This is a genomic window from Streptomyces sp. NPDC002886 (assembly GCF_042888445.1).
Lineage (GTDB): Bacteria > Actinomycetota > Actinomycetes > Streptomycetales > Streptomycetaceae > Streptomyces.
Genome location: NZ_JBIAPV010000004.1, coordinates 665,835 through 691,610, shown reverse-complemented (window position 1 = coordinate 691,610; position 25,776 = coordinate 665,835). Strand labels below are relative to the sequence as shown.

Annotated in this window: 22 protein-coding genes and 1 pseudogene; 6 read left to right on the top strand and 17 right to left on the bottom strand. The window is 73.9% G+C overall.

The genetic code is table 11. From position 1 onward, the window contains the following. Positions 1–85 precede the first annotated feature (85 nt). A complete protein-coding gene (locus tag ACFYYB_RS21465) occupies positions 86–1,900 on the top strand; it encodes a glycoside hydrolase family 15 protein (protein ID WP_389436812.1) in 1,815 nt (604 codons plus the stop codon). A 57-nt stretch (positions 1,901–1,957) separates the two neighbouring features. Here the strand turns inward: ACFYYB_RS21465 and ACFYYB_RS21460 are convergent, their stop codons facing one another. The 6 genes from ACFYYB_RS21460 to ACFYYB_RS21435 all read right to left on the bottom strand — a co-directional run bounded on the left by ACFYYB_RS21460 (position 1,958) and on the right by ACFYYB_RS21435 (position 8,017). After that, positions 1,958–2,728 carry an ABC transporter ATP-binding protein gene (locus tag ACFYYB_RS21460; RefSeq protein ID WP_389437230.1) on the bottom strand — a complete coding sequence of 257 codons (771 nt, stop codon included), beginning with the start codon at positions 2,726–2,728 and terminating at the stop codon, positions 1,958–1,960. Positions 2,729–2,777: 49 nt separating this feature from the next. Further along, entirely contained in the window at positions 2,778–3,821 is a 1,044-nt protein-coding gene (locus ACFYYB_RS21455) for an ABC transporter substrate-binding protein (protein WP_389436811.1), read from the bottom strand. Positions 3,822–3,886: 65 nt separating this feature from the next. Beyond that, positions 3,887–4,780 carry an ABC transporter permease gene (locus tag ACFYYB_RS21450; protein WP_389437229.1) on the bottom strand — a complete coding sequence of 298 codons (894 nt, stop codon included), beginning with the start codon at positions 4,778–4,780 and terminating at the stop codon, positions 3,887–3,889. A 5-nt stretch (positions 4,781–4,785) separates the two neighbouring features. Continuing rightward, positions 4,786–5,901, bottom strand: a complete 1,116-nt coding sequence (locus ACFYYB_RS21445) for an LLM class flavin-dependent oxidoreductase (RefSeq protein WP_389436810.1) — start codon at positions 5,899–5,901, stop codon at positions 4,786–4,788. Positions 5,902–6,343: 442 nt separating this feature from the next. Next, complete coding sequence (locus ACFYYB_RS21440) at positions 6,344–6,880, bottom strand: rhodanese-like domain-containing protein (RefSeq protein ID WP_389436809.1); 537 nt, start codon at positions 6,878–6,880, stop codon at positions 6,344–6,346. 267 nt (positions 6,881–7,147) lie between these two features. Then, entirely contained in the window at positions 7,148–8,017 is an 870-nt protein-coding gene (locus ACFYYB_RS21435; RefSeq protein ID WP_389436808.1) for a helix-turn-helix domain-containing protein, read from the bottom strand. A 109-nt stretch (positions 8,018–8,126) separates the two neighbouring features. Here ACFYYB_RS21435 and ACFYYB_RS21430 point away from each other — a divergent pair, with 109 nt between their 5' ends. After that, entirely contained in the window at positions 8,127–9,185 is a 1,059-nt protein-coding gene (locus ACFYYB_RS21430) for an NAD(P)-dependent alcohol dehydrogenase (RefSeq protein ID WP_389436807.1), read from the top strand. Between the two features lie 85 nt (positions 9,186–9,270). On the opposite strand, the gene ACFYYB_RS21425 is transcribed toward ACFYYB_RS21430, so the two are convergent. The 10 genes and pseudogenes from ACFYYB_RS21425 to dhaK form a co-directional block, all read right to left on the bottom strand. Further along, positions 9,271–10,701, bottom strand: coding sequence for an APC family permease (locus tag ACFYYB_RS21425; RefSeq protein ID WP_389436806.1), 1,431 nt, complete (start codon positions 10,699–10,701; stop codon positions 9,271–9,273). A 285-nt stretch (positions 10,702–10,986) separates the two neighbouring features. After that, positions 10,987–11,910 (bottom strand): STM4011 family radical SAM protein, encoded by a 924-nt coding sequence (locus tag ACFYYB_RS21420; RefSeq protein ID WP_389436805.1) that lies wholly within the window; start codon positions 11,908–11,910, stop codon positions 10,987–10,989. A gap of 32 nt (positions 11,911–11,942) precedes the next feature. Then, the gene (locus tag ACFYYB_RS21415) at positions 11,943–13,310 is read right to left on the bottom strand and encodes an STM4012 family radical SAM protein (protein WP_389436804.1); all 1,368 of its coding nucleotides are present in this window, start codon (positions 13,308–13,310) and stop codon (positions 11,943–11,945) included. Then, complete coding sequence (locus ACFYYB_RS21410; RefSeq protein ID WP_389436803.1) at positions 13,307–14,125, bottom strand: STM4013/SEN3800 family hydrolase; 819 nt, start codon at positions 14,123–14,125, stop codon at positions 13,307–13,309. Before ACFYYB_RS21410 ends, ACFYYB_RS21415 begins: the two co-directional genes overlap by 4 nt. Before the next feature lie 43 nt (positions 14,126–14,168). Continuing rightward, positions 14,169–15,287 (bottom strand): STM4014 family protein, encoded by a 1,119-nt coding sequence (locus ACFYYB_RS21405; protein ID WP_389436802.1) that lies wholly within the window; start codon positions 15,285–15,287, stop codon positions 14,169–14,171. Between the two features lie 50 nt (positions 15,288–15,337). Continuing rightward, the gene (locus ACFYYB_RS21400) at positions 15,338–16,288 is read right to left on the bottom strand and encodes an STM4015 family protein (RefSeq protein ID WP_389436801.1); all 951 of its coding nucleotides are present in this window, start codon (positions 16,286–16,288) and stop codon (positions 15,338–15,340) included. 135 nt (positions 16,289–16,423) lie between these two features. Then, the gene (locus ACFYYB_RS21395) at positions 16,424–16,597 is read right to left on the bottom strand and encodes a hypothetical protein (protein WP_389436800.1); all 174 of its coding nucleotides are present in this window, start codon (positions 16,595–16,597) and stop codon (positions 16,424–16,426) included. A gap of 86 nt (positions 16,598–16,683) precedes the next feature. After that, positions 16,684–17,199 (bottom strand): PTS-dependent dihydroxyacetone kinase phosphotransferase subunit DhaM, encoded by a 516-nt coding sequence (locus ACFYYB_RS21390; RefSeq protein WP_389437228.1) that lies wholly within the window; start codon positions 17,197–17,199, stop codon positions 16,684–16,686. Then, positions 17,173–17,874: pseudogene (gene dhaL / locus ACFYYB_RS21385) on the bottom strand (dihydroxyacetone kinase subunit DhaL); the annotation flags it as partial. The pseudogene dhaL and the gene ACFYYB_RS21390, both read right to left, overlap by 27 nt. 46 nt (positions 17,875–17,920) lie before the next feature. After that, positions 17,921–18,928 (bottom strand): dihydroxyacetone kinase subunit DhaK, encoded by a 1,008-nt coding sequence (gene dhaK, locus ACFYYB_RS21380; RefSeq protein ID WP_389436798.1) that lies wholly within the window; start codon positions 18,926–18,928, stop codon positions 17,921–17,923. Positions 18,929–19,229: 301 nt separating this feature from the next. Between dhaK and ACFYYB_RS21375 the strand changes: the two genes are divergently transcribed. Further along, positions 19,230–20,342 carry a glycerol dehydrogenase gene (locus tag ACFYYB_RS21375; protein ID WP_389436797.1) on the top strand — a complete coding sequence of 371 codons (1,113 nt, stop codon included), beginning with the start codon at positions 19,230–19,232 and terminating at the stop codon, positions 20,340–20,342. Positions 20,343–20,404: 62 nt separating this feature from the next. Here ACFYYB_RS21375 and ACFYYB_RS21370 read toward each other — a convergent pair whose 3' ends face one another. Then, on the bottom strand, positions 20,405–22,795 hold the full coding sequence (locus ACFYYB_RS21370; protein ID WP_389436796.1) for a SpoIIE family protein phosphatase: 2,391 nt from the start codon (positions 22,793–22,795) through the stop codon (positions 20,405–20,407). Between the two features lie 277 nt (positions 22,796–23,072). Between ACFYYB_RS21370 and ACFYYB_RS21365 the strand changes: the two genes are divergently transcribed. From ACFYYB_RS21365 to ACFYYB_RS21355, 3 genes are read left to right on the top strand one after another with little or no spacing between them, the layout of a single operon-like run. Then, positions 23,073–23,300 carry a FeoA family protein gene (locus ACFYYB_RS21365; protein ID WP_250739058.1) on the top strand — a complete coding sequence of 76 codons (228 nt, stop codon included), beginning with the start codon at positions 23,073–23,075 and terminating at the stop codon, positions 23,298–23,300. Continuing rightward, positions 23,297–25,450, top strand: coding sequence for a ferrous iron transport protein B (feoB, locus tag ACFYYB_RS21360; protein WP_389436795.1), 2,154 nt, complete (start codon positions 23,297–23,299; stop codon positions 25,448–25,450). Before ACFYYB_RS21365 ends, feoB begins: the two co-directional genes overlap by 4 nt. Next, the gene (locus tag ACFYYB_RS21355) at positions 25,447–25,773 is read left to right on the top strand and encodes a helix-turn-helix domain-containing protein (RefSeq protein ID WP_389436794.1); all 327 of its coding nucleotides are present in this window, start codon (positions 25,447–25,449) and stop codon (positions 25,771–25,773) included. The genes feoB and ACFYYB_RS21355 overlap by 4 nt, the downstream gene beginning before the upstream one ends. Positions 25,774–25,776: the final 3 nt, after the last annotated feature.

Genomic DNA, 25,776 nt, shown 5'->3' with positions numbered 1-25,776 from the left:
GGAAAGAGAGCCGTCGCGGGGCAGGCTCCAGGCGGGGACCCGTACGGGCTGATTGAGTACGGGTATTCGGGGGAAAGTGCCCTAAATGACACAACCCATCGAAGACTACGCACTCATCGGCGACCTGATGACCAGTGGACTGGTCGGCCGCGACGGGTCCATCGACTGGCTGTGCCTGCCGCGCTTCGACTCGGCCGCCTGTTTCGCCGCCCTCCTCGGCGACGAGGAGAACGGCCACTGGCGCATCGCCCCGTCGGCCGCCCCCGACTCCGCGCGCTGCGCCCGCCGCGCCTACATCGACGGCACCCTCGTCCTGGAATCCTTCTGGGAGACCGAGGACGGCGCCTCGTTCAAGGTCATCGACTTCATGCCGCAGCGCGACACCGCGCCCGACCTGATGCGGATCGTCGAAGGCCTCACCGGCGAATCGACCGTGAGCAGCACCCTGCGCCTGCGCTTCGACTACGGCCACGTCGTGCCCTGGGTCCGGCGCGGCGGCAACCGCGAGGGCGACCGGGTCGCCGTCGCCGGGCCCGACGCCGTGTGGCTGCGCAGCGAACCCTCCGTGCACACCTGGGGCGAGGGCATGAGCACCCGCTCCGAGTTCACCGTCGCCGCCGGCGAGCGCGTCGCCTTCGTGCTCACCTGGCACCCCTCGCACGAACCGCGCCCCGAGCCCGTGGAGCCGTACGCCGCCTTGGAGCAGAGCCTCGCCGACTGGCGGGCATGGAGCGGCCGGTGCACGTATGAGGGCCCCTACCGCGACGCGGTGATCCGTTCCCTGATCACCCTCAAGGCCCTCACCTACGCCCCGACCGGCGGGATCGCCGCCGCCGCGACCACCTCCCTGCCGGAGGAGCTCGGCGGCGTCCGCAACTGGGACTACCGCTACTGCTGGCTCCGCGACTCCACCCTCACCCTCGGCTCCCTGCTGGCCACCGGCTACCTCGACGAGGCCCGCGCCTGGCGGGAGTGGCTGCTGCGGGCCGTCGCGGGCGACCCGGCCGACCTGCAGATCATGTACGGGATCGGCGGTGAACGGCGCATCCCGGAGAGCGAGCTGCCCTGGCTGAAGGGGTACGCGGCCTCCGCGCCCGTCCGGGTCGGCAACGCGGCCGTCGACCAGCTCCAGCTCGACGTGTACGGAGAGGTCCTCGACTCCCTGTACGTGGCCCGCTCCGCAGGACTCCCCGCCGAGTGGCACTCCTGGAAGATCCAGCTCGCGCTCCTCGACTTCCTGGAGCAGAACTGGCACCGCCCCGACGAGGGCCTGTGGGAAGTGCGCGGCCCGCGCCGCCACTTCACCCACTCCAAGGTGATGGCGTGGGTCGCCGCCGACCGCGCCGTGCGCACCCTGGAGCTCAACCCCAGGCTCCCCGGCGACGTGCAGCGCTGGCGCACCATGCGGGAGGCGGTGCACCGCGACGTGTGCGAGAACGCCTACGACCCGGAGCGGGGCACCTTCACCCAGTACTACGGCTCCCGCGAGCTGGACGCGGCCACCCTCCTCATCCCCCGCGTCGGCTTCCTGCCACCCGACGACCCCCGGGTCGTCGGCACGGTCGACGCGGTGCGCGAGGAACTGGGCCGCAGCGGCCTGGTCCGCCGCTACAGCACCGAGGGGCTCTCGGTGGACGGCCTGCCGGGCGACGAAGGGGCGTTCCTCGCCTGCTCGTTCTGGCTGACCGACGCCCTGTACCTGACCGGGCGGGAGAAGGAGGCGCGGGAGCTCTTCGAGCGGCTGCTGTCCGTACGCAACGACGTCGGACTCCTCGCCGAGGAGTACGACCCCGTCTCCGGACGCCAACTCGGCAACTTCCCGCAGGCGTTCAGCCACGTCGGCCTGGTGAACACCGCGCTCACCCTGAGCGGCGCCAGTCTGGCGGCCGGCCAGATGTGAGGAGCGCCGGGTGAGGAGCGCGGCCGGCGGATGGGTGCGGCGGGTGAGGGGCGGCGGTCAGCCCGGGCGCAGCGCCCGGGCCAGCCGGCCGCGCAGCCGTGCGAACTCGGGGGAGGCCCGCAAACCCGCGACGTCCGTGGCCGGGTCGCGGGGGAGCGGCACCGGCAGGTCCTCCACCACCCGCCCGGGCCCCGCGGCCATCACCAGGACACGGGATCCCAGCAGCACCGCCTCCTCCACCGAATGCGTCACGAACAGCACCGTCGTGCCGAGCCGCCCGGCCAGGGAGCGGACCTCCTCCTGGAGGCGCTCCCGGGTCAGCGCGTCCAGCGCGGCGAACGGCTCGTCCATCAGCAGGAGTTCGGGCTCCGCCGCCAGGGCGCGGGCCAGCGCCACCCGCTGCTGCTGGCCGCCGGACAGCTCCCAGGTGCGGCGTCCCGCCATGCCGGGCAGTCCCACCCGGTCCAGCAACTCGACGATCCGCTCAGGTCGTTGGACCCGCGGCACCCCGTGGCGGGCCAGCGCGAAGCCGAGGTTCCCGCCGACGGTCCGCCACGGGAACAGCCTCGGCTGCTGGAACACCACCCCGGCGCCCCGCCCGGGGCGCGGAGCGGCGCCCCGGACCAGGGCGGTACCCGAGGCCGGCTGCGCGAAGCCGGCGATCACCCGCAGCAGGGTGGTCTTGCCGCAGCCGGAGGGGCCGACGAGGACGACGAACTCGCCCGCCCGGACCCGTAGATCCACCGCGTCGAGCACCGTCACGGGCTGCTTCGCCGGTCCGTAGCGGACCGACACCCCGGAGAGGGCCACGGCGAATTCTTCCTCCACGGCGGCGGAGACGTCGACATCTACGTCACCGCCGACGGCGGGATCGGGCTCAGTGCGCGGCACGGCCGAGCTCCTCCACCGCGAGGGCGCGGCCGAAGGCGGCCTCGTCCGGCACGGAGTCGACCTTCTTCTGCTCCTTCAGGAAGACGGCCGCGTCGTGCAGGGTCGCCGCCAGCTTCCCGGGGGCGCCGGGCGTGCCCAGGTAGTCGGGGCCGGTCTGCTCCTTCGCGCTCAGCAGCACCAGCTCCGAGAGCTGGCGCTTCGCCTCCTCCGGCGCCAGTCCGAGCTCCGCTCCGATGGACTTCGCGGCCTGATCGGGGGCCGTGCGGGCCTGCCCGACGGCCTGGTCCTGCGCCTTGATCCAGGCCGTGACCACCTCGGGGTGGGCGGCCGCGAACTTGTTCGTCACGACGCCCAGGTCGGCGGTGGGCTTGCCCTGCTCGGCGAGCTGCCGACTCGTGATGAGCACCTTCCCGTCCTTGGTCAGCTCGCTCAGCGTCGGCGTCCACACGTACGCCGCGTCGATGTCCCCGCGCTTCCACGCGGCGAGGGCGTCCTGCGGCTGGAGGTCGATGGTCTGCACGGCCGCCGCGTCCACCCCGGCGGCCTTCAGCGCGGCGAGCAGCGAGTAGTGCGCCGTGGAGCCGAAGGGCGTGGCCACCTTCTTCCCGACCAGGTCCTTGACCGAGCCGATCGCCGGCTTGGCGACCAGCGCCTCGTTGTCGCCGATCAGGTCGTGGATCCACACCACCTTGTACGGGATGTTCAGCGGGGCCGACAGTCCCTTGGTGACCGGGCTCGACCCGGCCAGGCCCAGGTCCACCGATCCGGCGATCACGGCCGTGTTGACGTCGCCGCCGGACTCGAACTTCACCCACTTCACGTCGGCTTCGGGCAGGGCCTTCTCCAGCAGCTTCTGGTTCTTCACGATCAGGTCGGCATTGGGTATCGCCTGGTAGGCGATCCGTACGCTGATCCGCCCCGGCCCGGCCGCCGAGTCGTCCCCGTCCGCCCCGCACGCGACGGTGGTGGAAGCGGTCAGGGCGACGGCGGCGGCCAGCAGCAGGGCGCGGCGGGAAACGTTTCGGGGCACGGTGGAACTCCAGGATTGAGAAAGGGGGTTGGGGAAGAAGAAGGGGAGGTGGGAGGGGGCGGGCGTCAGCCGCGGCCGCGCCAGGGGACGGCGAACCGCTCGATTCCCCGGAGCAGGGCGTCGAGCACGATCCCGGACAGTCCGATGGCGAGGATCCCGGCGATCACCAGGGCCGTCTGGTTGTAGCGCTGGGCGTCGCGGATCATGCCGCCGATGCCGGGCACGCCGTTGATGGTCTCCGCCGCCACGACCGAGGTGTACGCGACCCCGACGGCGATCCGGATGCCGGTGAGGATCTCCGGCAGCGCGGCGGGCAGCCGCACCGACAGCAGCAGGGATGCCGGACCGGAGCCCAGCGCCCGCGCCGCTTCGACGAGTTCGTCCGGGACGGTCCGTACGGCAGCCGCCGTGGCCGCGGCGATCGGCGGTAGCGCGGCGATCACCAGCAACCAGATCTTCGGCGCCTCGTCGATGCCGAACCAGATGACGAGCAGCGAGAGGTACGCGAGCGGCGGCAGGGTGCGCAGGAAGGTCACGGCCGGCTCCAGCACCACCGCGAGCGGCCGGACGGTGCCGATCAGCAGCCCCAGGGGCACCCCCGCCAGCACCGCGTACGCGGAGCCGGTGCCGATGCGGCCGAGGCTCACCCCGAGGTGCTCGATCAGCAGATGGCCGCCGTAGCCGCGCACGCCGTCGTGCGTGGTGGACGCCAGCAGGAACTGCCGCCACACCTCACCGGGCGAGGGGACCAGCACCCTCGGCCACAGCTCGGCCGCCACCGCAGCCTGCCAGGCGGCGAGCAGCACGGTCAGGGCGAGGAGGCGCAGGGCGGTCCAGCGCAGTGCCTCCAGGATCCGGGCACGGGACCGCCGCGGGGCCGTGCCGGAGGCGTCCGGCGTGTCCGGCGTGCCCGGCGGGGCTTCGGACGGGGCGGGTCGGGGCCCGGCCTTCGTGGTCAGGGCGGTCACGCGGTCGCCGCCCCGGTCAGGGCGCGCAGGCGCGGAGCGACCTCTTCGCCCACCCGGTAGGCCTCTTCGAGGTGCGGATAGCCGGACAGGATGAACTCGTCGACGCCCAGGGCCCGGTACTCCGCCAGCCGCTGCGCGACCTCGTCGTGCGAGCCGACCAGGGCCGTGCCGGCACCCTCGCGGACCAGCCCGATGCCCGCCCACAGATTCGGCGCCACCGTCAGCCGTTCGGCGTCCGCGACTCCGCCGTGCAGGGCCGCCATCCGGGCCTGCCCCGTGGAGTCCATGGCGGCGAACCGCTCCTGGCTCGCCCGGACGGCGGCCGGATCCAGCCCGGCGAGGATCCGGTCGGCCTCCGCCCAGGCCGCGGCCGCGGAATCCCGGCTGATGACGTGCAGCCGCAGCCCGAAGCGGACCGTACGGCCCGCCGAACGGGCCCGCTCGCGCAGCCGGTCGATGCGCGCGGCGATGGCCGACGGCGGCTCGCCCCACAGCAGTTGGACGTCGGCCCGCCGGGCGGCGACCTCCTCGGCGGCGGGCGAGGCCCCGCCGAAGTAGAGCGGGACCGGGTGGCGCAGCTCCGGATCGGTGAGGCGGGCTCCCTCGATGTGCAGATGGGCGCCCTCGTGGTCCACCGACTTCCCGTCCAGCAGATCCCGCAGCACGGCCATGACCTCGTCGGTGCGGGCGTAGCGCTCGTCATGGGCCAGACCGTCCCCGTAGGCACGCTGTTCGGCGGGGTCGCCGCCCGTCACCACGTTCAGTCCGAGCCGGCCTCCCGCGAACCGACGGAAGGCGTCGGCCTGTTGGGCGATCAGCGTCGGGCTGGCGAACCCCGCGCGGAAGGCCACGAGGAATCCGATCCGGGTGGTGTGCTGGGCGAGCGCGGACGTCAGGATCCACGGATCGACGCAGCCGAGCCCGACCGGTGTCAACAGCGAGTGAAATCCGGCCTGTTCGGCGGCGCGAGCGACCTGGGCGAGGTACGGGACGTCCGCGGGCCGGCGGGTGGCCGTGCGGCTGCGCCCCTGGACGGCGGTGACCCCGCCGGGGTCGCGGCCGTCCCCGCCCGTGGGCAGGAACCAGTGCAGCAGGAGCGGATTCTCGGGCATGGCGAAACCTCGTCGGAGCAGCGTGACGCGACGCACCGCCGCGGCGAGGATCGGCTGCGGGGCGGCGGTGGCACGGGTACGGGGAAGTGCGGGCGGGAATGCGGGAGTCCGCGCGACCGGAAGCGTGGCCGGCCCGGCCCCGAAGGCAGGACTACGGCCGCCGCGAACGGCGCGGTGGAGGGGGGCGAAGGGTGCGCCGAGAGGCGCGGACTCATCCGTACGGAGTCAGATACGGCGGATCGGTGAGATCAACAGCCGTGCGTACGGGAGGCGGCAGCCCGACAGAGCATGGTCGACACGCGCAGCAGATCTACGTGACGACGCGATGTGAGTACGGGGGCCATGGGGTGCATCCTGTCGGTGTCCGGGTGGTATCGACAAGCGGGGTCCGGATGGTGGACGAAATCGTCTCAGATGATGGGCGGGGAGGGGATCGGGCGGGCTACCGGCGCCGGTTGAAGGGCAGCCGGCCGAGGACCAAGGCCATGCCGCAGGTGTCGGTGAGGGCGGAGAAGACGAGCCCGGCCGCGATCCCGGCGCCGAGCAGCTCGAACGCCGGGTGCACCAGCAGGCCGAGGAGCAGACCGAGGAGGACGAGCGCGCCCGCGGTCAGCCGGACCTGGCGCTCCATGGCCCAGACCCGGCGGGGCCCCTCGGCGGGGTAGTCGAGCGGGTGCCCGTGCGCCGACCACGAGGTGGTGCCGCCGGTGAGGCTGGTGGCCGCGATGCCGTGCCCGGCCAGGGTCCGCGCCGCGTTCTGCGAGCGGGTCCCCGAGGCGCACACCAGCAGCAACTCCCGCTCCCGCGCGGCCTCGCGCAGCTCGGGCAGGGAGCGGCCGATCCGGTCGAGGGGGATGTTCAGCGCGCCGGGCAGGTGCCCGGAGGCGTACTCGCCGGGGGTGCGGACATCGACGATCCGGAACTCGGTGTGACGGGCGTGGACCTGGCTGACATCGAGGAGGGCGAGGTTGCTGCTCATGGCGAACGGGCTCCTTCGGGAAGGGCAAAGGGGGTGCACGGGGGTGCGGGAGGTGAGGGGGTGCGGTGGGGCCGTGGGACCTCGGGGGGCGCCGGGGCGACGGGGACGTCGGCGGTGGCGGGGCGGGCGGTCCGGAGCAGGCAGGCGTCAGCGGGGACAACAGGAGCGCGACAGGAGGCGCTGGGTGACGGCCATGGCGCGGAGCATAGACGAATGGGCCGAGCGGGCAAGACACCCGTTCCACCATTCGGGACGGAGGTACGGGACTCAGCGCCGGGGGCCGGTCCCCGCGCGGGCGTCCTCCCGGCGCCGCAGCAGCTCGGCACTGGCGGCGTCGGCGGGCAGGAAGGCCTCCAGGTGCAGCTCGGCCAGGGTCACGTCCACGGCCGTCGAGAAGGAGGTGAGGGTGGTGAGCAGCCGGAGCTCTCCCTCGAAGGTCCGCAGCCGCAGCGGCACGGCGAAGCCGAGGTGCTCGGCCGGGGCGGAGCGGTCGCCCGAGCCGTCGCCGGAGCCTGAGCGGTCGCCCGCGCCGTCGTCCGTGGCCGGCAGGTACCCGTCCAGCTCCTCCACCAGCGCCTCCAGTCCCGGATCGGGGTGCGCCGAGGCCCGGATGCGCAGGCTCTCCGTGATGTGCCGGCCCCAGGCCGCCAGGTTCACCACGCGCGGCCCCATCCCCTCCGGGTGCAGGGCGAGCCGCAGGACGTTCACCTGCGGAGCGAGCAGGTGCGCGGCCGCGCCCTCCGTCAGTACGTCGAACGCCGCGTTCGCCACGACGAGTTCACCCCGGGGGCCGGCCACCACCGCCGGATACGGAAGGTGCCCGGTCAGGATCGACCGCAACGCCTCCATGGCCGGCCCGATGGTCTCCGCGTCCCGCGCGGATTCGGCGTACAAGGGTGCGTAACCAGCGCTGAGAAGAAGGGAATTGCGCTCCCTGAGGGTCAGCCCGAGGGATTCGGCGAGCCGCACCACCATCGCCCGCCCCGGCACCGAGCGGCCGCTCTCGATGAAGCTGAGGTGGCGCTGCGTGGTCCCGGCGAGGGTGGCCAGTTCGAGCTGGCTGATGCGCCGCAGCGCCCGGCGGCGGCGCATCTCGCGGGCGAAGGGCGTCGGCTCGGCAGGAGCGGTGGTGGTCATGTCCCCCTTTCTAGCCGCCGTTTCCACGGAGCCATCGATTCCCCGGAGGGAATTGCCGCTCGTGTCCGGGGGCCGCAGCATCGGGGTCATCGGAAGCAGATGTCGGCAGATGACGGACGACCGGCCGGAGGCCACCATGCGCGCGTACCACCTGGAGACGTTCGGCACGATCGAGGGCATCGTCCCGCGGGACCACGGCGGCCCGCGCCCGCTGCCGGCCGGACCGACCGGGATCGTGGTCCGCGTCCGGGCCACCTCCCTCAACAAGCGCGACCTGCTCATCCTGCGCGAGCGCTACCCGCTGCCCGCCGTGCCCGGGGTGGTCCCGCTGAGCGACGGCGCGGGCGAGGTGGTCGCGGTCGGGGAGGCGGTGACCCGGTTCGCGGTCGGTGACCGGGTCTCCTGCACCTATTTCCCGCGCTGGCGGGACGGCAGGATCACCCCGGCCCTGGTCGACCAGCCCGGCTGCACCCTCGACGGGATGCTCGCGGAGTACGCCCTGCTCGACGAGGAGTGGGCGGTCCGCGTGCCGGACCACCTGACCTGGGAGGAGGCCGCGACCCTGCCCTGTGCCGCGGTCACCGCCTGGAACGCGCTCACCGGCGGGGAGGGCGGAGCTCCCCTGCCGGGTCAGAGCGTGCTGACCCTCGGCACCGGTCCGGTCGCCCTCTTCGCGGTGCAGTTCGCGAAACTGCTCGGCTGCCGGGTCGTCTCGACCACGTCGAGCGAGGAGAAGGCCGACCGGCTGAAGGCACTGGGGGCCGACGCGGTCGTGAACTACGTGCGCACACCCGAGTGGGGTTCTACCGTGCGGGAGTTGACCGACGGGGGCGCCGACCTGGTCGTGGAGACGGGCGGCCCGGACACCATCGAGCAGTCTGTGCGCGCCAGTTCGCTCTACGGCCAGATCGCCCTGCTGATCACCGCCAGCGCCACGAAGTCAGGGATAGAGATCTCGCACGCCGCGTACGCGGCGAGCCTCGCGACGATCCGGCGGGTGTTCGTCGGCAGCCGGACGCAGTTCGAGTCGATGAACCGGGCCGTCGCGACCCACGGGCTGCGGCCCGTGATCGACCGGGTGCTCCCCTTCGAGGAGGCCCGCGAGGCCTACCGCGGCTACGCCGAGGACGCGCCCTTCGGCAAGGTGGTCATCCGCGTGGGACCGTGACCCGGTGCCAGGGCCGTACGCAAAGAGGTGCGGGGCCACGGGATGTGCACCCGTGGCCCCGCACCTCGCTTCGACCGGTCGACCCCTACGCGGAGGCGGCAGGCGCCCCGGCCGAAGCCGGGTCGTCCTCGTCCACCGGGATGGTGACCAGCCAGCGGGTGTCCTTGTGCGGGCGCAGGTACAGCGCCCAGTACACGGTGGCGACGGCGGTGATCCCGCCGGTCCACAGCAGGTACTGGGTCTCCTGCTGGGTGAGGATGTACGCGAACACCAGGATCAGCACGATCGGCACGGCGGGCCACAGCGGCATCCGCCAGGCGGCCGTCTCGCGGTGCGCCCCGCGGCGCCCGAACAGCGCGGCCACGGCGACCAGCAGGTACATGCCGGTCACCGAGACGCCGGTGACCCCGTAGAGGGTGTCCAGGTTGACGAAGCACATCGCCGCGCCGGGGATGCCGACGAGCAGGGTGGCCACCCACGGGGAGCCGAACCGGCCGAGCCGCGAGAGCGCGGCGTTGACCGGCGCGGGCCAGGCCTTGTCGCGTGCGGAGGCGAACAGCACCCGGGAGTTCTGGATGACCATGACGATGCCCGCGTTGACGATGGCGAGGGCCACACAGAGGCTGACGAAGGTGCCGACGGCCGAGTTGGACCAGGCGGTCACCATCGTGCCGAGGTCGCCGGAGGTCAGGGCCTCCAGGTCGGGGGCGCCCAGGGTGATGGCGATGACCGGGACCAGGATGACGGCGGCGGAGATGGCGAGGGTGGCCAGCACGGTCCGCGGGACGTTGCGGCGCGGGTTCTCCAGCTCCTCCGAGAGGTAGACGGCCGTCGAGAAGCCCTGGGTGACGAAGAGCGCGATGGCGAGCCCGGAGACGACCATCATCGCGGTGACCGTGGACGTGCCGCCGCCCTCCGCCGCCACGGTGCCGTGCACGAGGGCGCCGGCGCCCCGCTCGCTGTGGGCGAAGCCGAGGACGGCGACGAGCCCGGCCGCGACGACCTCCAGGACGAGGAAGATGCCGGTGATCCAGGCGTTGGCCCGCAGGTCGAGGAGACCGGCGAGGGTGGCCAGCAGCATCACGCCGGCGCCGGCGGCCGGGGCCGGTATGTCGACGACGGGGGCGAGGTAGTCGGCGGTGCCCATGGCGATCACGGGCGGCACGATCATCACGACCAGCAGGGACAGGACGAAGACCAGCCAGCCGGCCAGCCGGCCGGACAGGGTGGACACCATCGCGTACTCGCCGCCGGCGCTGGGGATGAGGGTGCCCAGCTCCGAGTAGCAGAACGCGACTCCGATGCAGAGCAGGGAGCCGATCGCGATGGTGAGCGCGGTCCAGGTGCCGAGGCTGGAGAAGAGGTCCGGGACCACGACGAAGAGGGTCGAGGCCGGCGTCACGCACGAGAGGGTGAGCAGGGTTCCGCCGACGACGCCGATGGAACGCTTGAGCTTCTGGGGCACGGGACCGGTGGCGGGGGAGAGGGCCTGAGGGGCGCTGATCGTGTCAGACATCGGTGCGGTGTTCCGATCGGCAGATGCGGTGAGTGAGCGCGGGAGCGGTATCGCCTCCGGGGCGGTGGTGGGCAGATCTGGTTCGGTGGCTCCCGGGCCGAATGGAATCTCCGCGAGATCCGCAGGTCAAGAGCTGTTCACCTGCGGATTTCGTCGTCCGGTGGCGGGTCGGCGGCCCCGTAGGTCGTGAACGCCGTGTGAACGCTGCGCGATCACCGTGTGCGATAACCGCATGTGACCGCGGGTAAATTTTCTTCCGCTTTGCCGACCCGCCGCCCTCCCGTGTCACGGAAGGGCGGGGGCGGCGGGCACTGCGGGGCCAGCGGGGCCGACAGGGAGGGCAGGGAGAGCGGGGAGGGTGGCGAGGGCCGCCGCCGGGATCCGCTCCAGGACTCCGCCCGCGAAGACGTCGTAGAGCGGGAGCGTCTCCAGGTGGACGTAGCCGATGTGGCAGTCGCAGACCGCCAGGGGGCAGGCGCGCGGCCGCAGCGCGGCCCGGTACGAGCCGTCGTAGAGGTTGCCCAGCTCCGCCTTGACGAAGTGGCAGCGCCGGACGGTGCCGGAGCCGTCCACCGAGATCACCGAGGCGCCCGTGCGGCACGGCAGCCCCGCCGAGCGGTGCGGGTGGCGGCTGAACGGGAAGAGCGGATCCAGGGCGGTCCAGTCGGCGGCCTCCGGATCGGTGTACGCGTGCCCCTCCGCCGCGTTGACCCACAGGTACACCTCGGGCGGCAGCGCGGCGCGCAGCCGGCGTGCCTCCGCGAGGTGCTCCGGCAGGCCGACCACGCCCACGCTGAACCGCACCCCGGCGGCGGCCAGTTCCCGGCACTTGCCCAGGAACCGGTCGTACGGGGTCTGCCCCGGGTGGTACGTGCACCACAGCGCGAGCGTGTCCGGATCCGCGTCGGCGGTCCAGCCGGTGCGTCCGCTCAGGTTGGTCTGGATCGCGACCCGGCGCACGTGCGGCAGGTGCGACAGCTCCACCAGGGCGCGCCGGTACCAGGAGCGGACCAAGCCCTCGCCCCACGGGGTGAACAGGACGGACAGCCGGTCGCCGGTGTTCGCGGCCGCCCAGCCGGTGAACCGTTCCAGCGCGGCCCGGTCGGCGGTCAGCAGCTCCCGGCTGTCCCGCCGTTTGGCGAACGGGCAGTAGGGACAGTCGTAGTCGCAGGAGGACAGCGGCCCCCGGTAGAGCACGGTCAGGTCCATGGGCGCCCCCTCCGCTCCTCGCCCCGCCCCCGTCACTTGCGCTCGTACGCGGCCATCACGGCCCGCACGTCCGCCGAGAACAGGGCCGGGCCCGCCGCGTCCGAGTGCGCCAGCCCCTCCGGCGTCAGCCGCAGCAGCTCCGCGTCGTCCTCGAGCCAGCCGCGCTCCGCGAAGGCCGCCAGCTCCGCCGGGAAGTCCTCCCAGGGGCCGCTCCCGAACCGCTCCCGGTACTCGCCCACCGGCATCCCGCGCGCCTGGAGCAGGGACTGCAGCAGGTGCCGGCGCCGGGCCTCGTCCGGGTCGATCCGGCGTCCGTGCCAGGCCCGCGCGAAATCCTCCCCGGGGCGGCTCACGTAGTCGTCGATGATGCCGCGGATCTCGCTCATGCCGACCGCGTAGTCGAAGGAGTAGTGCAGCCCGGCCGTGTAGGAACGGGCCCCGCAGCCGAGGCCGATCATGCCGTCGGTCTGGCAGGCGCCCGGTTCGATGTCCTGATCGGCGCCTTCCCCGGGGGCCCCGGCCCGGCGGAACATCCGCATCGACACCTGCTCGTACCCGGAGGCCAGCAGGTGGTCCCGCCCGGCCCGGTAGAGCCGCAGCCGCTGCTCGTCCCACCCGGCGGCCGTGGACTCGCCCGGCCTGCGCCCCAGGCCCGTCAGGGGGCGCACGTACAGCGGGTAGAGGTAGAGCTCCTCCGGGCGCCAGACGAGGGCCGCGTCCAGCGAGTGGCGCCAGCTCGCCTCCGTCTGCCCGTCGATGCCGTAGATCAGGTCGATGTTCAGCACCGGTATCGCCGCGTCCCGGACCCGGGCCAGCGCCGTCTCCACGTCCGCCCGCTTCTGCGGGCGCACGGCGGAGCGCGCCTCCTCGGGCACGAAACTCTGCACGCCCAGGCTGAGCCGGGTCGTGCCCCGGTCGGCCAGGACGGCGAGCCGGTCCGCCGTCGCGGTGGCCGGCGAGGCCTCCACGGACAGCGGCACCGCCCGCAGGTCGGCGCCCGCGGCCTTCTCCGCGATATCGCAGAGCCGTTCCAGCTCGGACGCCGTCAGGAAGGTCGGCGTCCCGCCGCCGAAGGCCGCCGCCGTGAACCGCACGGGCTCCTCGTCGCCCAGCGCGCCGCGGACCGCCGTCGCCTGCCGCTCCAGCGCGTCGAGGTAGGCCGTGGTCAGCCCCTCCGGCGCGCCGATCCGGGTGAAGAGGTTGCAGAAACCGCAGCGCACCTCGCAGAAGGGGATGTGGAGGTAGAGGGACAGGGCGTCCTTGGGCTGCCGTGCCCACTCCCGGCTGAGCTCGGCGGGCTCGGGCAGCGCGCGGTACGCCGTCTTGTGCGGGTAGGCGTAGACGTAGTTCTCGTAGGGGGTCGGGCGGGTCGGGCCGCTCATGGGGGCTGTGGAGGTCATCGGGGGCCGGGCTCCTCGTGGTTCAGGTGGAACTGTGCGTACGGGACCGTCCAGACGGCCTCGTGGGCGAGCCGGTGGCCCGTGTACCCGTCGTCCCCGTACGTGGTCCCGTGGTCGGAGCAGACGATCGCGAAGCAGCGGCGCCGCGACCGCATCGCGTCGAAGAGCCGCCCGATGTGCCGGTCGACGTACTCCAGCGCGGCCGCGTGCGTCTCCCACGAGTCCCCGTCCGCCGCGCTCGACCCGGGGGAGTGGAACCAGTTGGGCTGGTGCATGGCCGACACGTTCAGGAAGAGGAAGAGCCGCCGGTCGTGCGGCAGTTCCTCCACGATCCGCTCGGCTCGGGACACCTGGGCCTCGAAGGAGACCGGGGACGCCACCCCGAACTCCGGTTCCCAGTGCGACTCCTGGAACATCCCGGGCAGTACGGAGCCCAGCGCGGCCGCCTTGTTGAAGAAGCCGACGCCGCCCACGCACACGGTCCGGTAGCCCGCCCCGGCCAGCCCCGACACCAGGTCCGGGGTGTCGAACACCCAGGTCCGCCCGGCGGTGGTCTCACTGCCCGGGAACCGGGCGGCGAACAGCCGCGGATGCGGGCCCGGCCCGTCGGGGGTGGGCAGGAAGCCGGCGAACATGGCCTGGTGGGAGGCGTAGGTGAAACTCCCCGGCGCGTGCCGCCGCTCCCACGCCCCGCCGGGCAGGTGCGCCGCCAGGTTCGGGATCCGGCCCTCGGCGGCCAGCCGCGCGGCCACGTCGTGGCGCAGTGTGTCGAGGGTGACGAGCAGCAGGTCGTCCCGGCCGACGACCTCGTTCATGTCGGGGTCCGGGTACGGGCCGGGGTATGGACCGGGCGCGGGGTCAGGGGCGGGCGGCGGCGCGTGCATGCTGTTCCTGTCGTACGGCGGCCACTTGGGCCGCGTAGGTGTCCAGGCCCTCGGCGGGCGAGCCGGGCAGTCCCGTCAGCCGGGGCAGCAGGTCCCCGAAGGCGTTGACCTCGCCCACGGCGAAACTCCGCCAGCCGAGGGCGGGCAGCAGATCGACCCCGACGCACAGCGTCCTCGGGAAGGCGTCCGCCGCCCGCTCGCAGACGGTGAGCGCGTCCGCCTCCCAGCGGCCGCCCGCCTCCGTCACGGCGGCGATGGCCGCGTCGAGATCGCCGCGGGCACCGCCCAGGTGCAGGTTCGTGAGCGGACCGGCGGCCGTGCGGACTACGGCGTGGGTGGCCCGGCCTCCGATGACGACGACCCGCAGATCGGCGGAGCGGCCCCGCTGGGAAGCCTTCGGCAGCCACCGCTCGATGTGCAGGCCGTCGGGGGCCAGCGCGTCGACGACGGCGCCGATCACCCGCTCGTCCTCGTACCGCCGCAGGCGCAGCGAGTTGTGCAGGGCTCCCGAAGGGGCCCGCTCCACGGAGGTGGTGGCCCGGATCCGGCCGCCCGCGCCCGTCTCCACCGCGAGCACCCCGGAGGCCGAGGAGCCGTGCGCGAGCTTCACGAACGCCCGGCGGTAGCCGGGGAGGGCGAGGACCGCCCGGACCTCCTCCCAGCCGCGCACCGGCGTGCGGACGGCGGCCGGGCCCGAGGTGGGCGAGGCGGGGACGGGCGTCCCCGCGGCGGCCAGCACTCCGTGGCAGAGCCGCTTGTCGAACAGCACCGCCAGGTCGTCCGGATCGCACGTCAGCGTGCCGCCGGCCGAGCGGACGTCCTCGGCCACCGCACGCACCGCCTCGGTGAACCGGCGGTACCAGCGTCCGGTCCCCTCGACCCGGGTGGTGTCGGCGGCCCCGCGCAGCAGCCGCTCCACCTCGGGGTCCTCGCCGGGGGAGTCGATCCGTACGCACTCGCCCGCCCGGAAGACGGCTCGGCCGGTCAGCACGTCCCGCCACGGAACCATCCGCGCTCCGGGCAGCCCGGCGGCGCGCACGGCGTCCTGGAAGAGGGCGACCCGGCGGTTGTCCGGATTGCCGACGACGGCCATGGGGGCAGGGGCAGAGACAGAGGCCGGAGTGACGGCGTGAGCCGTACGGCTCACTCCGCCACCGCGACGTAGCGGTACACGGTGTCCTCGTCCACATCCGGGCTCTGCACGTCGCCGAGGTCGACCTCCACGCCGTGCGGGGCGAGCGCCGCGCGGAGCCGCTCGCGCAGCGGCTCGCTGACGTAGTGGTGGTGGAGGTCGAGCTTGGTGAGGTGGGTGAGCGGGCGCCCCGCCAGCAGGGCTTCGACGCCCGCGTCGTCCAGGATCCCCATGGAGAGGTCCAGTACCTCCAGTTGCTCGACGACCGGAGCGGCGGCGAGGGCGGCGGCGACCTCGTTCTGCATGTCGCTGTTGCGCAGCGCGAGCCGGCGCAGGGCCGGCAGCCGCTCACCGGTCAGGAACGGCGCCAGATCGCCGGCCTCCGCGTCCCCGCCGTACTGGGAGGTGCCCAGCCACAGATCGAGCTCGGTGAGCGCGGGCAGTTCGCTCGCGGCGACCCCGCGCACCACCTCCCGGGGCAGCCCGCCGGCCTCGACCCGGAGCACGCGCAGCGCCTCGTGCCGCACGGGCGGGAAGACCAGGCCCTCGCCGCCGCGCACCCCGAACTCCTCCAGCGCGGGGAACGCCCGCAGCAGCGGGCCCACGTCCGACTGCTGGATCCAGGAGATCTCGCACTCCTCGAAGGTGATGTCGCCGACGAACAGCGCCCGCAGCGCGGGGAACTCGGGCGCGGCCCCGGCGAGCGCCTCGACGATCACGGAGGCGGAGGTCTCGTACGCCTCGGACCAGCCGCCCACGATCAGGGCCCGCACCTGCCGGGTGTCCACGGACTCGGCGAACCGGGCGAAGGCCTGCGGCCACTCCTCCTCGGCGTCGTAGGTGTCCACCGAGATCCGCCAGGCCACGGACCCGGGCTCGGGCAGCTCGCGGGTGTCCTTCGGCCCCGGGAAGTCGAAGGCCGGCAGGCCGCTCAGCTCGCTCAGGTGCTTCCCGATGGTCATGTGCGCTGCTCCTGACGGGTGTGGCCGGCAGTGGCCCGGCCGTGCGTGTCGTCCGACAACAGTTCTACCAAGCCCCACCGACAGCACCGGCGGCCGGAGGCGCGGAGCGGCGGGACGTCTGCCGGGAGGCACCGGTCAGGGCCGCCCGGCGCGGCGCAGTCGGTGCGACAGTTCGCCCACGGCCGTACGGGGGCGGTGTTCGGGACACCGGCGCGGCCGCTCCGCCGCGGTCCGCAGGCTGCGGGCCTCCTTGACGCGGGCGTAGCCCCGCATCCGCTCGGCCGCCCCGCGGATCTTCCGAGGTGTCATGACCCCGATGCCGGCACGGGAGTCGGCCCGGGCCGGGAGCCGGGCGCCTCCTGGGGGAGGGCGCTCGGCTCCCGGCCCGTCTCCGGTCAGCGCTTGCGGTAGCCGCGCGCGTCCTCGGCGGCGGCCAGTACGGCGTCGATGTCGCCGCCGATCGCCGAGGTCAGCGTGATGGCCACGGCGCCCTCGAGGAACGGCGCGTCCACGATCCGTGCGCCGGCGGGCAGGTGCGAGGGCTCCTCGCCGAGCAGGGCGTTCACCGTCAGCACCGCACTGCCCATGTCGCAGAGGACCGCCACGCCCTGGCCCTCGTCCACCGAGCGCGCGGCGGCCGTGATCAGCTCCGCGCTGGTGCCGATCCCACCGTCGGGGGTGCCGCCCGCCACCGCGAGCGGAGCCGGCTCGACCGATCCGATCAGCGCGCCCGCCAGGGCCGCCACGGACTCCGCGACCGCCTTGCTGTGCGAGACGAGCACGATGCCGACGCGGCCGGTACGGGTCTTCGGCGCCTGCTCCCGCACCTGCGCGGGCTCCCCGGCGGCGGCCGGCTCCTCCGGGACGAGCTCCGCCTCGGGGGCGTCGACCGCGGCGCGCAGTGCCTCCATCAGCAGGGCCACGGAGTTGGCCCCGGCGTCCTGGTGGCCGATGCTGCGCTCGCCGAGGTAACTGGCCCGGCCCTTGCGGGCTTCGAGCGGCTCGGTGGCGTCGGCGCCCGCGCGGGCCGCCCGTACGGCCTCGTCCAGGGCCTCGCGCAGCGGCCGGTCCGCCTCGCCGGCTTCGGCCAGCGCCGTCACCGCGGGGGCCAGGGCGTCGACCAGGGTGGCGTCGCCGAGTTCCGCGCCGCCCAGCTTCTGCACGGACTTGAGCCCGGCACCGAGCGCGGCACCCAGCTCCGCCACGGTCGGCGTGCCGGTGTCGCCGAGCACCTTGCCCGTGCGGCGCAGCGCGGTGCCGAACAGCGGTCCGGAGGCGCCGCCGACGGTGTTCGTCAGGGTGGAACCGGCCAGTGTCAGCAGCGCCCCCGGGGTGGTGGGCCGCTGTTCGGCCACGGCGGCGCCGACGGCGCCGAAGCCCCGTACGAGATTGGCGCCGTGGTCCCCGTCGCCGATGACCGCGTCCAGCTCGGTGAGGCGCGCGCTGTCCCGCCGTACGAGCCGGTTGGTCTCGGCGATCCAGCGGCGGAAGTAGGCGGTGTCCAGTGCCGCTTCCGGCACGGCGGCCTCGGTGGACGGGGTCGGGGAGGGCGTGGAGGTGGTCGGGCTGGCGGGCGTGGCGGTCATGGGGCAAGGCTCCTGGAGGGTGTCGGGAGGGGAAGAGCGGTCGGGGTCAGCAGCCCCAGCGCAGGGACGGGGTGTCCACCGGGGCGTCCCACAGGCGCAGCAGTTCGTCGTCGGCGCGGCACAGGGTGAGGGTGCAGCCGGCCATGTCCAGGCTGGTGACGTAGTTGCCGACCAGGGAGCGGGCCACGGTGATCCCGCGTTCGCCGAGCACCCGCTCGACCTCGGCGCGCATGATGTACAGCTCCACGGGAGGGGTCCCGCCGAGGCCGTTGACGAGGAGGATGACGGGTGCGCCGGCCGACTCCGGGAGGTCGTCGAGGATGGCGTCGAGCATCGCCTCGGCGGTCTCGGCGGCCGTCATGATCTTCCGGCGCTCGCGGCCGGGCTCTCCGTGGATGCCGATGCCCAGTTCGATCTCGTCCTCGCCGAGCGTGAAGTTGGGGCTGCCCTTGGCGGGGGTGGTGCAGGAGGTCAGGGCGACGCCGTAGCTGCGCGCGTTCGCGTTGACCTTGCGGGCGACCGCGGCGACCTCGGCGAGCGGAGCACCCTCCTCGGCCAGCGCGCCCGCGATCTTCTCCACGAACAGGGTGGCTCCGGTGCCGCGGCGGCCCGGTCCGTGCTCCGTGCGGGCGACGGCCACGTCGTCGTCCACGACGACCTGCTCGACCTTGACGCCCTCGTCCTCGCAGTCCTCCGCCGCCATCGTGAAGTTGAGGATGTCGCCCGTGTAGTTCTTCACGACGTGCAGGACGCCCGCACCCGCGTCGACCGCGCAGGTCGCCGCCGCGATGTTGTCCGGCACCGGGGAGGTGAACACCGGGCCGGCCACGGCGGCCGCCAGCATGCCGCGCCCGACGAACCCGGCGTGCAGCGGCTCGTGCCCGCTGCCGCCGCCCGACAGCAGCGCGACCTTCCCGGCCGGCTCCCCGGCCGGGAAGGCGGCCCGCGTGACGATGCCCTTCTCCGCCTCGACGCGGAGCCCCGGGTGAGCGGCGGCCATTCCGCGCAGTGCGTCGGCGACGACACTTTCGGGGGAATTGATGAGCTTCTTCACGGGGGCCTCTTTCCTGGAAAGGGGAGCGCGGAACGGGGAACTCGGCGCGCCGGTCCGGGGCGGAAATAGGAATGACGGGGCGGCATTAACTCGGCACCGCCGCCGATCCGCCACCGTTCCCGGGGCACTTGGCTGGAACTTTACCCTGGCAAACCTTCGGAACAGCTCGGGCCCTTGGTCCCGGATCCGGGCGCAGAAAGGCCCGTCAATGAGGGGACCGTGCATATTTCGGGGTGTCGTAAGAATTCGTGATAGGGATGAATGAGCAAGCGCAATTGAATTCGCAATGAGGAGGATTCGCGTGAAGACCGTCGGTACGCGCATGATGATCAGCCCGCCGAAGTACGTGCAGGGCGCCGGGGCGATGAACGACCTGGGCGAGCACACGGCCCGCCTCGGGACGAACGCCGTGGTCCTCGCGGACAAGGGCGTCTGGGGCTTCGTCGACACGGCCGTCACGGATTCCCTCTCCGCGGCCGGGGTCGAGCTGACCAAGGAGGTCTTCGGCGGACTCTGCACCCAGAAGGAGATCGACCGGGTCGCCGCCGCGGCCAAGGCCGCCGGCGCGGACGTGGTCATCGGCATCGGCGGCGGCACCGCCATCGACACCGCGAAGGCCGTCGGCCACGCGCTCGGCGACATCGCCGTCGTCTCCGCGCCCACGGTGGCCTCCACCGACGCGCCGACCAGCGCGCTCGCCGTGATCTACACCGAGTCCGGTGCCTTCGAGCGCTACTCCTTCTTCCAGCGCAACCCCAACCTGGTGCTCGTCGACACCGCGCTCGTCGCGGGCGCGCCCAGCCGGTTCATCGTCTCCGGCATGGGCGACGCGCTCGCCACCTGGTACGAAGCCCGGGTCTGCGTGGCCGCCAACCGGGTCGCCATGGCCGGCGGTCTCGCCACCGAGGCCTCCCTCGCGCTCGCCCGGCTGTGCTGGGAGACGCTGATGGAGTACGGCCCCCAGGCCCGGCTGGCCGCCGAGGCGCACGTGGTGACCCCGGCGCTGGAGAAGGTCACGGAGGCCAACACGCTGCTCTCCGGCCTCGGTTTCGAGTCCTGCGGGCTCGCCGCCGCGCACGGCATCCACAACGGGCTGACCGTCTCGCACAAGGTGCACGGCATGATGCACGGCGAGAAGGTCAACATCGGCACCCTCGCCCAGCTGGTCCTTGAAGGCGCCCCGACCGACGAGCTGGACACCTACCTGCGCTTCAGCCGCGCCGTGGGCCTGCCCACCACCCTCGCGGAGATCGGCCTCGGCGACCCGGACCGCGAGGAACTCCTCGCCATCGGGCGCGCGGCCACCGCGGAGGGCGAGACCACGCACAACATGCCCTTCCCGGTGACCCCGGAGATGGTCGCCGACGCCCTGATCGCGGGCGACTCCTACGCGCGGGCGTACGCCAAGCGGTAGGAGGCGGGCAGGTCAGGCAGGGTGCGGGCGACGCAAGGGTTGCCGCACCCTGCGGGGCCGTCCTACGGGTTCGTCCTACGGGGCTCCGGGCGCGGGCCGTCCCCCGCGCCCCGGGCCTCGCCGGGGACGGCCCCGTCCGGGTCCACCGTGGTCGCCGCCGCGAGGGGGGCCTCCGGGGCGGACGTGCGGGACGCCAGCAGCAGGGCGATGTCGTCCGGGCGGTCGGTGGAGTGCCCCGCCTCGGCGACCAGCCGGTCCGCCGTCTCGGTCAGCGGCGCGGGACCGGCGTCCGCCAGCGCGGCGCGCAGCCGCTCCACCCCCACGTCGATGTCCGCACCGGGCATCTCGACCAGCCCGTCGGTGTAGAGGGCGAGCACCGCCGCCGGCTCGATCCACAGCCGGGTCACCGGGTACACGGCCTCGGCGTCGATGCCGAGCACCATCCCGCCCGGCAGGTCCAGCACCTCCGTCCGGCCGCCCGGATGCCGCAGCAGCGGCTGGGGGTGCCCGGCCCGGACGGCCAGGGCGAGGCCGGTCGCCGGGTCGAGGAGGACGTAGCAGCAGCTCGCGAACTGGCCCGGGTCGAGGTCGATGAGCAGCTCGTTCGTGCCGCGCATCACCTGCTCCGGCTCGTTGCCGCTGAGTGCGAAGGCCCGTACGGCGCTGCGCAGTTGGCCCATCGTGGCCGCGGCGGCCACCCCGTGTCCCTGGACGTCGCCGATGACCAGCGCGAGCCGTCCGCCGGCCGTCTCGATGACGTCGTACCAGTCGCCGCCCACGTCCATCCCGGCGGTGCCGGGCAGGTACCGCCCCACCGTGACCACGTTCTCGCGGACCGGCAGCCGGTGCGGGAGCAGGGCCGCCTGGAGCCCGCGGGCCAGCGCCGCTTCGCTGTCGTAGCGCCGGGCCCGCTCCAGCGCCTGCGCGATCAGCCCGGCCAGTGCCGTGAGGACCGTACGCTCCTCCGGGCTGAAGCCGCGCGGGGCGTCGAAGCCGAGGATGCACGAGCCGACCGGCCGGCCGGAGGCGATCAGGGGGAGGAAGGCCCGGGCGCCGACGGCGGCGTCCAGCTCGATCCCCGGATAGGCGGCGGCCAGGTGCTGCATCGACTCGAAGAACAGCGGCCGGCCCGAGGTGAGGGTCTCCACCCCGGGCAGTCGCACGTCCAGCGCGACCCCGTCGAACCGGTCGAGGAAGCCCCGGGGGAAGCCGGTCTCCCACGCCAGGTGCAGATGCCCCTCACCGAGCAGGTAGATCGCCAACTGCCGCCCGCCGAAGGCCGGGAGCAGCTCGTCGGTGACCACCATCGACACCTGGCGGGCCGTCACCGCCTCGGTCAGCGCGATCGCCAGCGCCACCGGCCGGTACAGGGTCGAAGCCCGGTCGGCGGGCGAGCCCTGGCCGGGGGAACCGAGCCCCGTGCCCGGCCGCACCAGCGACTCGGGTGCGTACGTGGGCGGTTCGGACTGGGCGATGGTGACGGTGACCCCGTCGATCGAGGGGTGCAGCCCCACCGACAGCCAGTGCGGGGAGGGTTCGGTTCCGCGTGGGGCGGCTTGGAAGTGCACGGGAGCGGGGGCGAGGAACACGGCCCGGAAGTGGTCCTCGTAGGCGGGGTGTCCGAGCCAGGGCAGCGCCTCCCAGAGGATCCGGCCGGAGAGTTCCGCCCCGTCGGAGCCGAGCAGGGTCGTGGCGATGGAGCGGGCGCGGGAGTTGGTGAAGCCGATCACGCCCTGCCGGTCCACGGACAGGACGGCCAGGTCCAGCCGGTCCATGGCGGCGCGGGCGCCGGTGGCGGGGTTCTCGGCGGGGCTGCCCGCCGGGCTGCCGGTGGCGCCGCCCGCCGCCCTGCCGGTGGCGTGGCCCGCAACGCCGCGCCCCGCGTCGCCCGCAAGCCCGCGCCCCGGTTCGCCCGCCGGGCCCGGACCGGGGAAGCACACCGGGTCGCCCTCCCAGGTCACCTCGGCCCCGCCCGCGGCGAGCGCCGCGAGCTCCCCGGCCAGCCGGGTGGCCACCGCGCGCAGCCGCTTCCGGTCGCCGGGTCCGACCGGGACCCCGGGTGTCGCGGGGCGCAGCACGAAGAGGACGCCGTAGCGCTCGCGGCCCCGGGTCACGGGCTCGTAGAGCGAGGCGAAGGGGAACGGCAGCCCGGCCATCAGCTGGGGGAAGCGCCGCATCGCCGACTCCGCGTCGGACAGGTGCACGGACTGGCCGGACCGGTAGGCCTCGGCGACGGGGTAGGGCCGGTTCACCTGCATCCGCCACCAGGGGCGGAACAGCGGACCCGGGAGCCCGGTCACGGCCGCCATCAGCATGAGCCCCTCGGTGCCGGAGCGCAGGTAGATCCCGCCCGCGTACCCGCCGGCGGCCCCCACGGCATCGAGAGCGGCCCGCGCGAGCACCTGGGCCGTGGCGTCGGTGACGGGGCCGCCAGTGTCCGGTCTGGCCGTCACCCCTCCAGAATGCGCTCGGGCCGCCGCTTCCGCACACCCCGCGCAGGCCGCCTTCCGCCAGGCCCGCCGATGATCGGACGGATGGCGGCGCAATTCGGAATTCCGTGCCCTGAATGGCGGAAGGGATCATGCCGGGCTAGGCCGTCTAGGCCGATCGGCCGAGGGGCGGGGCGGGAGCGGGGGGCGGAAAGGCCCTGTCGATCAGGGCCTTTGCCCGGCTTCCGGTGCTCCTCGAATTGCTTAGGTTTGCCTAAGTGGATTCGAACAAGGAGGTCCGGTGCCGTCGCTCAACGACAGCCGTCCAGGGACGACCGTACGCATCACGGGGATCGATCCCGGTCAGGCAGGGGGGAGCAGGCGCCGGCTCCTGGAGTTCGGCTTCGTGCCCGGCGCGGACGTCACCGTGATCGCCCGGGGCGCCACCGGCGGCCTGCTCGTCGGGCTCGGGGACACCCGGGTCGCGCTGGACACCCGTACCGCCGGCCGGCTGAGGTGCGCCGGATGAGCTGTCACGCCACCGGGGCCGGAGCCGGTGCCACCATCATGGCGGAGCGCCGGACCGGTCTGCCGTTCGTCGCCCTCGTCGGCAACCCCAACGTCGGCAAGTCCACCCTCTTCAACGCCCTCACCGGCGCCCATCAGCGCGTCGGCAACTGGCCGGGCAAGACCGTCTCCGTCGCCCAAGGCGACTGGCGCACCGCCGGGGGCCGCCCGCTGCGCGTCGCCGACCTGCCCGGCTCCTACAGCCTGCTGCCCGACTCCCCGGACGAGGCGCTGGTGCGCGACGTGCTGACCGCACCGGCGGGGGAGCGGCCCGACGCCGTGGTCTTCGCGCTCGACGCGGCCAACCCGGCCCGCAACCTCTACCTGCTCTCGCAGATCCTCGACACCGACATCCCCGTCGTGGTCGCGCTCACCATGACCGACGTCGCCGCCCGGCGCGGCGCGCCCCCCGGCCCGGAGGCGCTGGCCCGCGAGCTCGCGCTGCCCGTCGTACGGGTGGAGGGACGCTCCGGGACCGGGCTGGACCTGCTCGCCGACGCGGTGTGCGAAGCCCTGGACGCGGAAGCCCCGCGCCGTGCGCGCACCTCCGCCTGGGCCGCCGGCTCGCCCGTGGCGGCCGAACTGGCGGAGCTGGCCGCGGCGGCCTCCGGGCTGACCCCGCACCCCGCGCGGTGGCTGGCCGTGAGCCTGCTCTGCGGCGAGGAGCCGCCCGAGGTCCCGGCGGAGCTGACCCGGCGGGCCGGGGCGGCGGCGGACCGCCTCGCGGCGACGGAGGCAGGGGCGGACGCGGACGTGGACGTGGATGCGGGGGAGGGTGACACCGACGCCGAGCTCCTCGTCGCCGAGGCCCGCTACGCCTGGGCGCACGCCGTCATCGAACGCGCGGCGCCCCGCCCGGCCGGGGCCCGGCCTACCCTCACCGACCGGGTGGACCGGCTGTTGCTGTCCCGGGGCTTCGGCATCCCGTTCTTCCTCGCCGTCATGTGGGGCGTCTTCGAGGCCACCACCGTCCTGGCCAAACCCCTCCAGGACGGCCTCGGCGACTTCGTCTCCGGACCCGTCAGCGGGGGAGCCGACCGGCTGCTGGAAGCCCTCCACGCACCCGGCTGGCTGACCGGACTGCTGGTCGACGGCCTGATCAACGGAGTGGGCCAACTGCTCACCTTCGTCCCGCTGATGATCATCATGTTCCTGCTGCTGGCCCTGCTGGAGGACTCCGGCTACTTCGCCCGCGCCGCGTTCGTCGCCGACCGCCTGATGCGCACGCTGAGGCTGCCCGGCCGCGCCTTCCTGCCGCTCGTCGTCGGCTTCGGCTGCAACGTCCCCGCGCTCGCCGGGACAAGGATCCTCAACCGCCGCTCGCACCGGCTGCTGGTCGGCCTGCTCATCCCCTACATGAGCTGCACCGCCCGCCTCGCCGTCTACGTGATGATCGCGGGCGTCTTCTTCGGCTCGAACTCCGGCACCGTCGTCTTCTTCCTCTACGTCGCCTCCGTGCTGCTGGTCGTCGGCATGGGGCTGATCCTGCGGCCCCTGCTGTTCCGCGGCATGAAGGAGGAACCGCTCGTCCTGGAACTGCCCCCGTACCGGCTGCCCACCCTGCGGGTCACCGGTGCGCAGGTCTGGCAGAAGCTCGCCGCCTTCCTGCGCACCGCCGGTGGCATCATCGTCGCGACCGCGGCGGCCGTCTGGCTCCTCATGGCGATCCCGGCCGCGGCCGGCCACGGAGGCTTCGGCAAGGTCGACGTCGAACAGAGCGTGTTCGGTACGGTCACCCGCGCCACGGCGCCCCTCGTGGCCCCGGCCGGCTTCGGCGACTGGCACGCCACGGCGGCGCTCGGCACCGGCCTGATCGCCAAGGAGGGCGTGATCTCCACCCTCGCCCAGACCTACTCGGCCGAGGAGGACGGCGATCCCCAGCTCACCGCGAGCCTGCACGCCACCTTCGAGGAGTCCTCCGGCGGGCACCAGCGGGCGGCCGCGCTCGCCTTCCTGGTCTTCATCCTGGCTTACACCCCCTGCTTCGCCACCCTGGCCGCGCAGCGTGCCGAGATCGGCACCCGCCTGACCGTCATCGGCTTCGGCATCCAGCTGGCGGCGGCCTGGCTGCTGGCCGTCGGGGTCTTCCAGATCGCGAGGCTGGTCTGGTGAGCGGGGCCGGTGGGACCGGCGGGGGCGCCGGACCGGGCATGTTGCGCCGCCTGCTGCGGGCCTTCGAGGAGGCGGCCCCGGGCGAGGGGCTGGCGCAGATCGCGGACCGGCTGGGCCTCGGCCGGGCCGAGGCGGCCGACATGGCCGGGTACTGGGTGCGCAAGGGGCGGCTGCGGCGCGAGGAGATCGGCGCCGTGGACTGCTCGGGCTGCTTCTTCGCCTCGCGCGGGTGCACGACCTGCCCCGACGGCTCCGCCGCCGTCCCGCGGCCGTCCCTGGTCGCCCTGACCCCCGTACGGCAGAATCCGAAAGGGACGGCCTAGCTC

Excerpts from the sequence above, each read along its gene's own strand:
- ACFYYB_RS21435 (WP_389436808.1), bottom strand. The coding sequence starts at position 8,017 with ATGACCACCACCGCTCCTGCCGAGCCGACGCCCTTCGCCCGCGAGATG.
- ACFYYB_RS21465 (WP_389436812.1), top strand. The coding sequence starts at position 86 with ATGACACAACCCATCGAAGACTACGCACTCATCGGCGACCTGATGACC.
- ACFYYB_RS21445 (WP_389436810.1), bottom strand. The coding sequence starts at position 5,901 with ATGCCCGAGAATCCGCTCCTGCTGCACTGGTTCCTGCCCACGGGCGGG.
- ACFYYB_RS21415 (WP_389436804.1), bottom strand. The coding sequence starts at position 13,310 with ATGACCTCCACAGCCCCCATGAGCGGCCCGACCCGCCCGACCCCCTAC.
- ACFYYB_RS21395 (WP_389436800.1), bottom strand. The coding sequence starts at position 16,597 with ATGACACCTCGGAAGATCCGCGGGGCGGCCGAGCGGATGCGGGGCTAC.
- ACFYYB_RS21410 (WP_389436803.1), bottom strand. The coding sequence starts at position 14,125 with ATGAACGAGGTCGTCGGCCGGGACGACCTGCTGCTCGTCACCCTCGAC.
- ACFYYB_RS21390 (WP_389437228.1), bottom strand. The coding sequence starts at position 17,199 with ATGGAGGCACTGCGCGCCGCGGTCGACGCCCCCGAGGCGGAGCTCGTC.
- ACFYYB_RS21440 (WP_389436809.1), bottom strand. The coding sequence starts at position 6,880 with ATGAGCAGCAACCTCGCCCTCCTCGATGTCAGCCAGGTCCACGCCCGT.
- ACFYYB_RS21425 (WP_389436806.1), bottom strand. The coding sequence starts at position 10,701 with ATGTCTGACACGATCAGCGCCCCTCAGGCCCTCTCCCCCGCCACCGGT.
- ACFYYB_RS21400 (WP_389436801.1), bottom strand. The coding sequence starts at position 16,288 with ATGACCATCGGGAAGCACCTGAGCGAGCTGAGCGGCCTGCCGGCCTTC.
- ACFYYB_RS21405 (WP_389436802.1), bottom strand. The coding sequence starts at position 15,287 with ATGGCCGTCGTCGGCAATCCGGACAACCGCCGGGTCGCCCTCTTCCAG.
- ACFYYB_RS21430 (WP_389436807.1), top strand. The coding sequence starts at position 8,127 with ATGACGGACGACCGGCCGGAGGCCACCATGCGCGCGTACCACCTGGAG.
- ACFYYB_RS21420 (WP_389436805.1), bottom strand. The coding sequence starts at position 11,910 with ATGGACCTGACCGTGCTCTACCGGGGGCCGCTGTCCTCCTGCGACTAC.
- feoB (WP_389436795.1), top strand. The coding sequence starts at position 23,297 with ATGAGCTGTCACGCCACCGGGGCCGGAGCCGGTGCCACCATCATGGCG.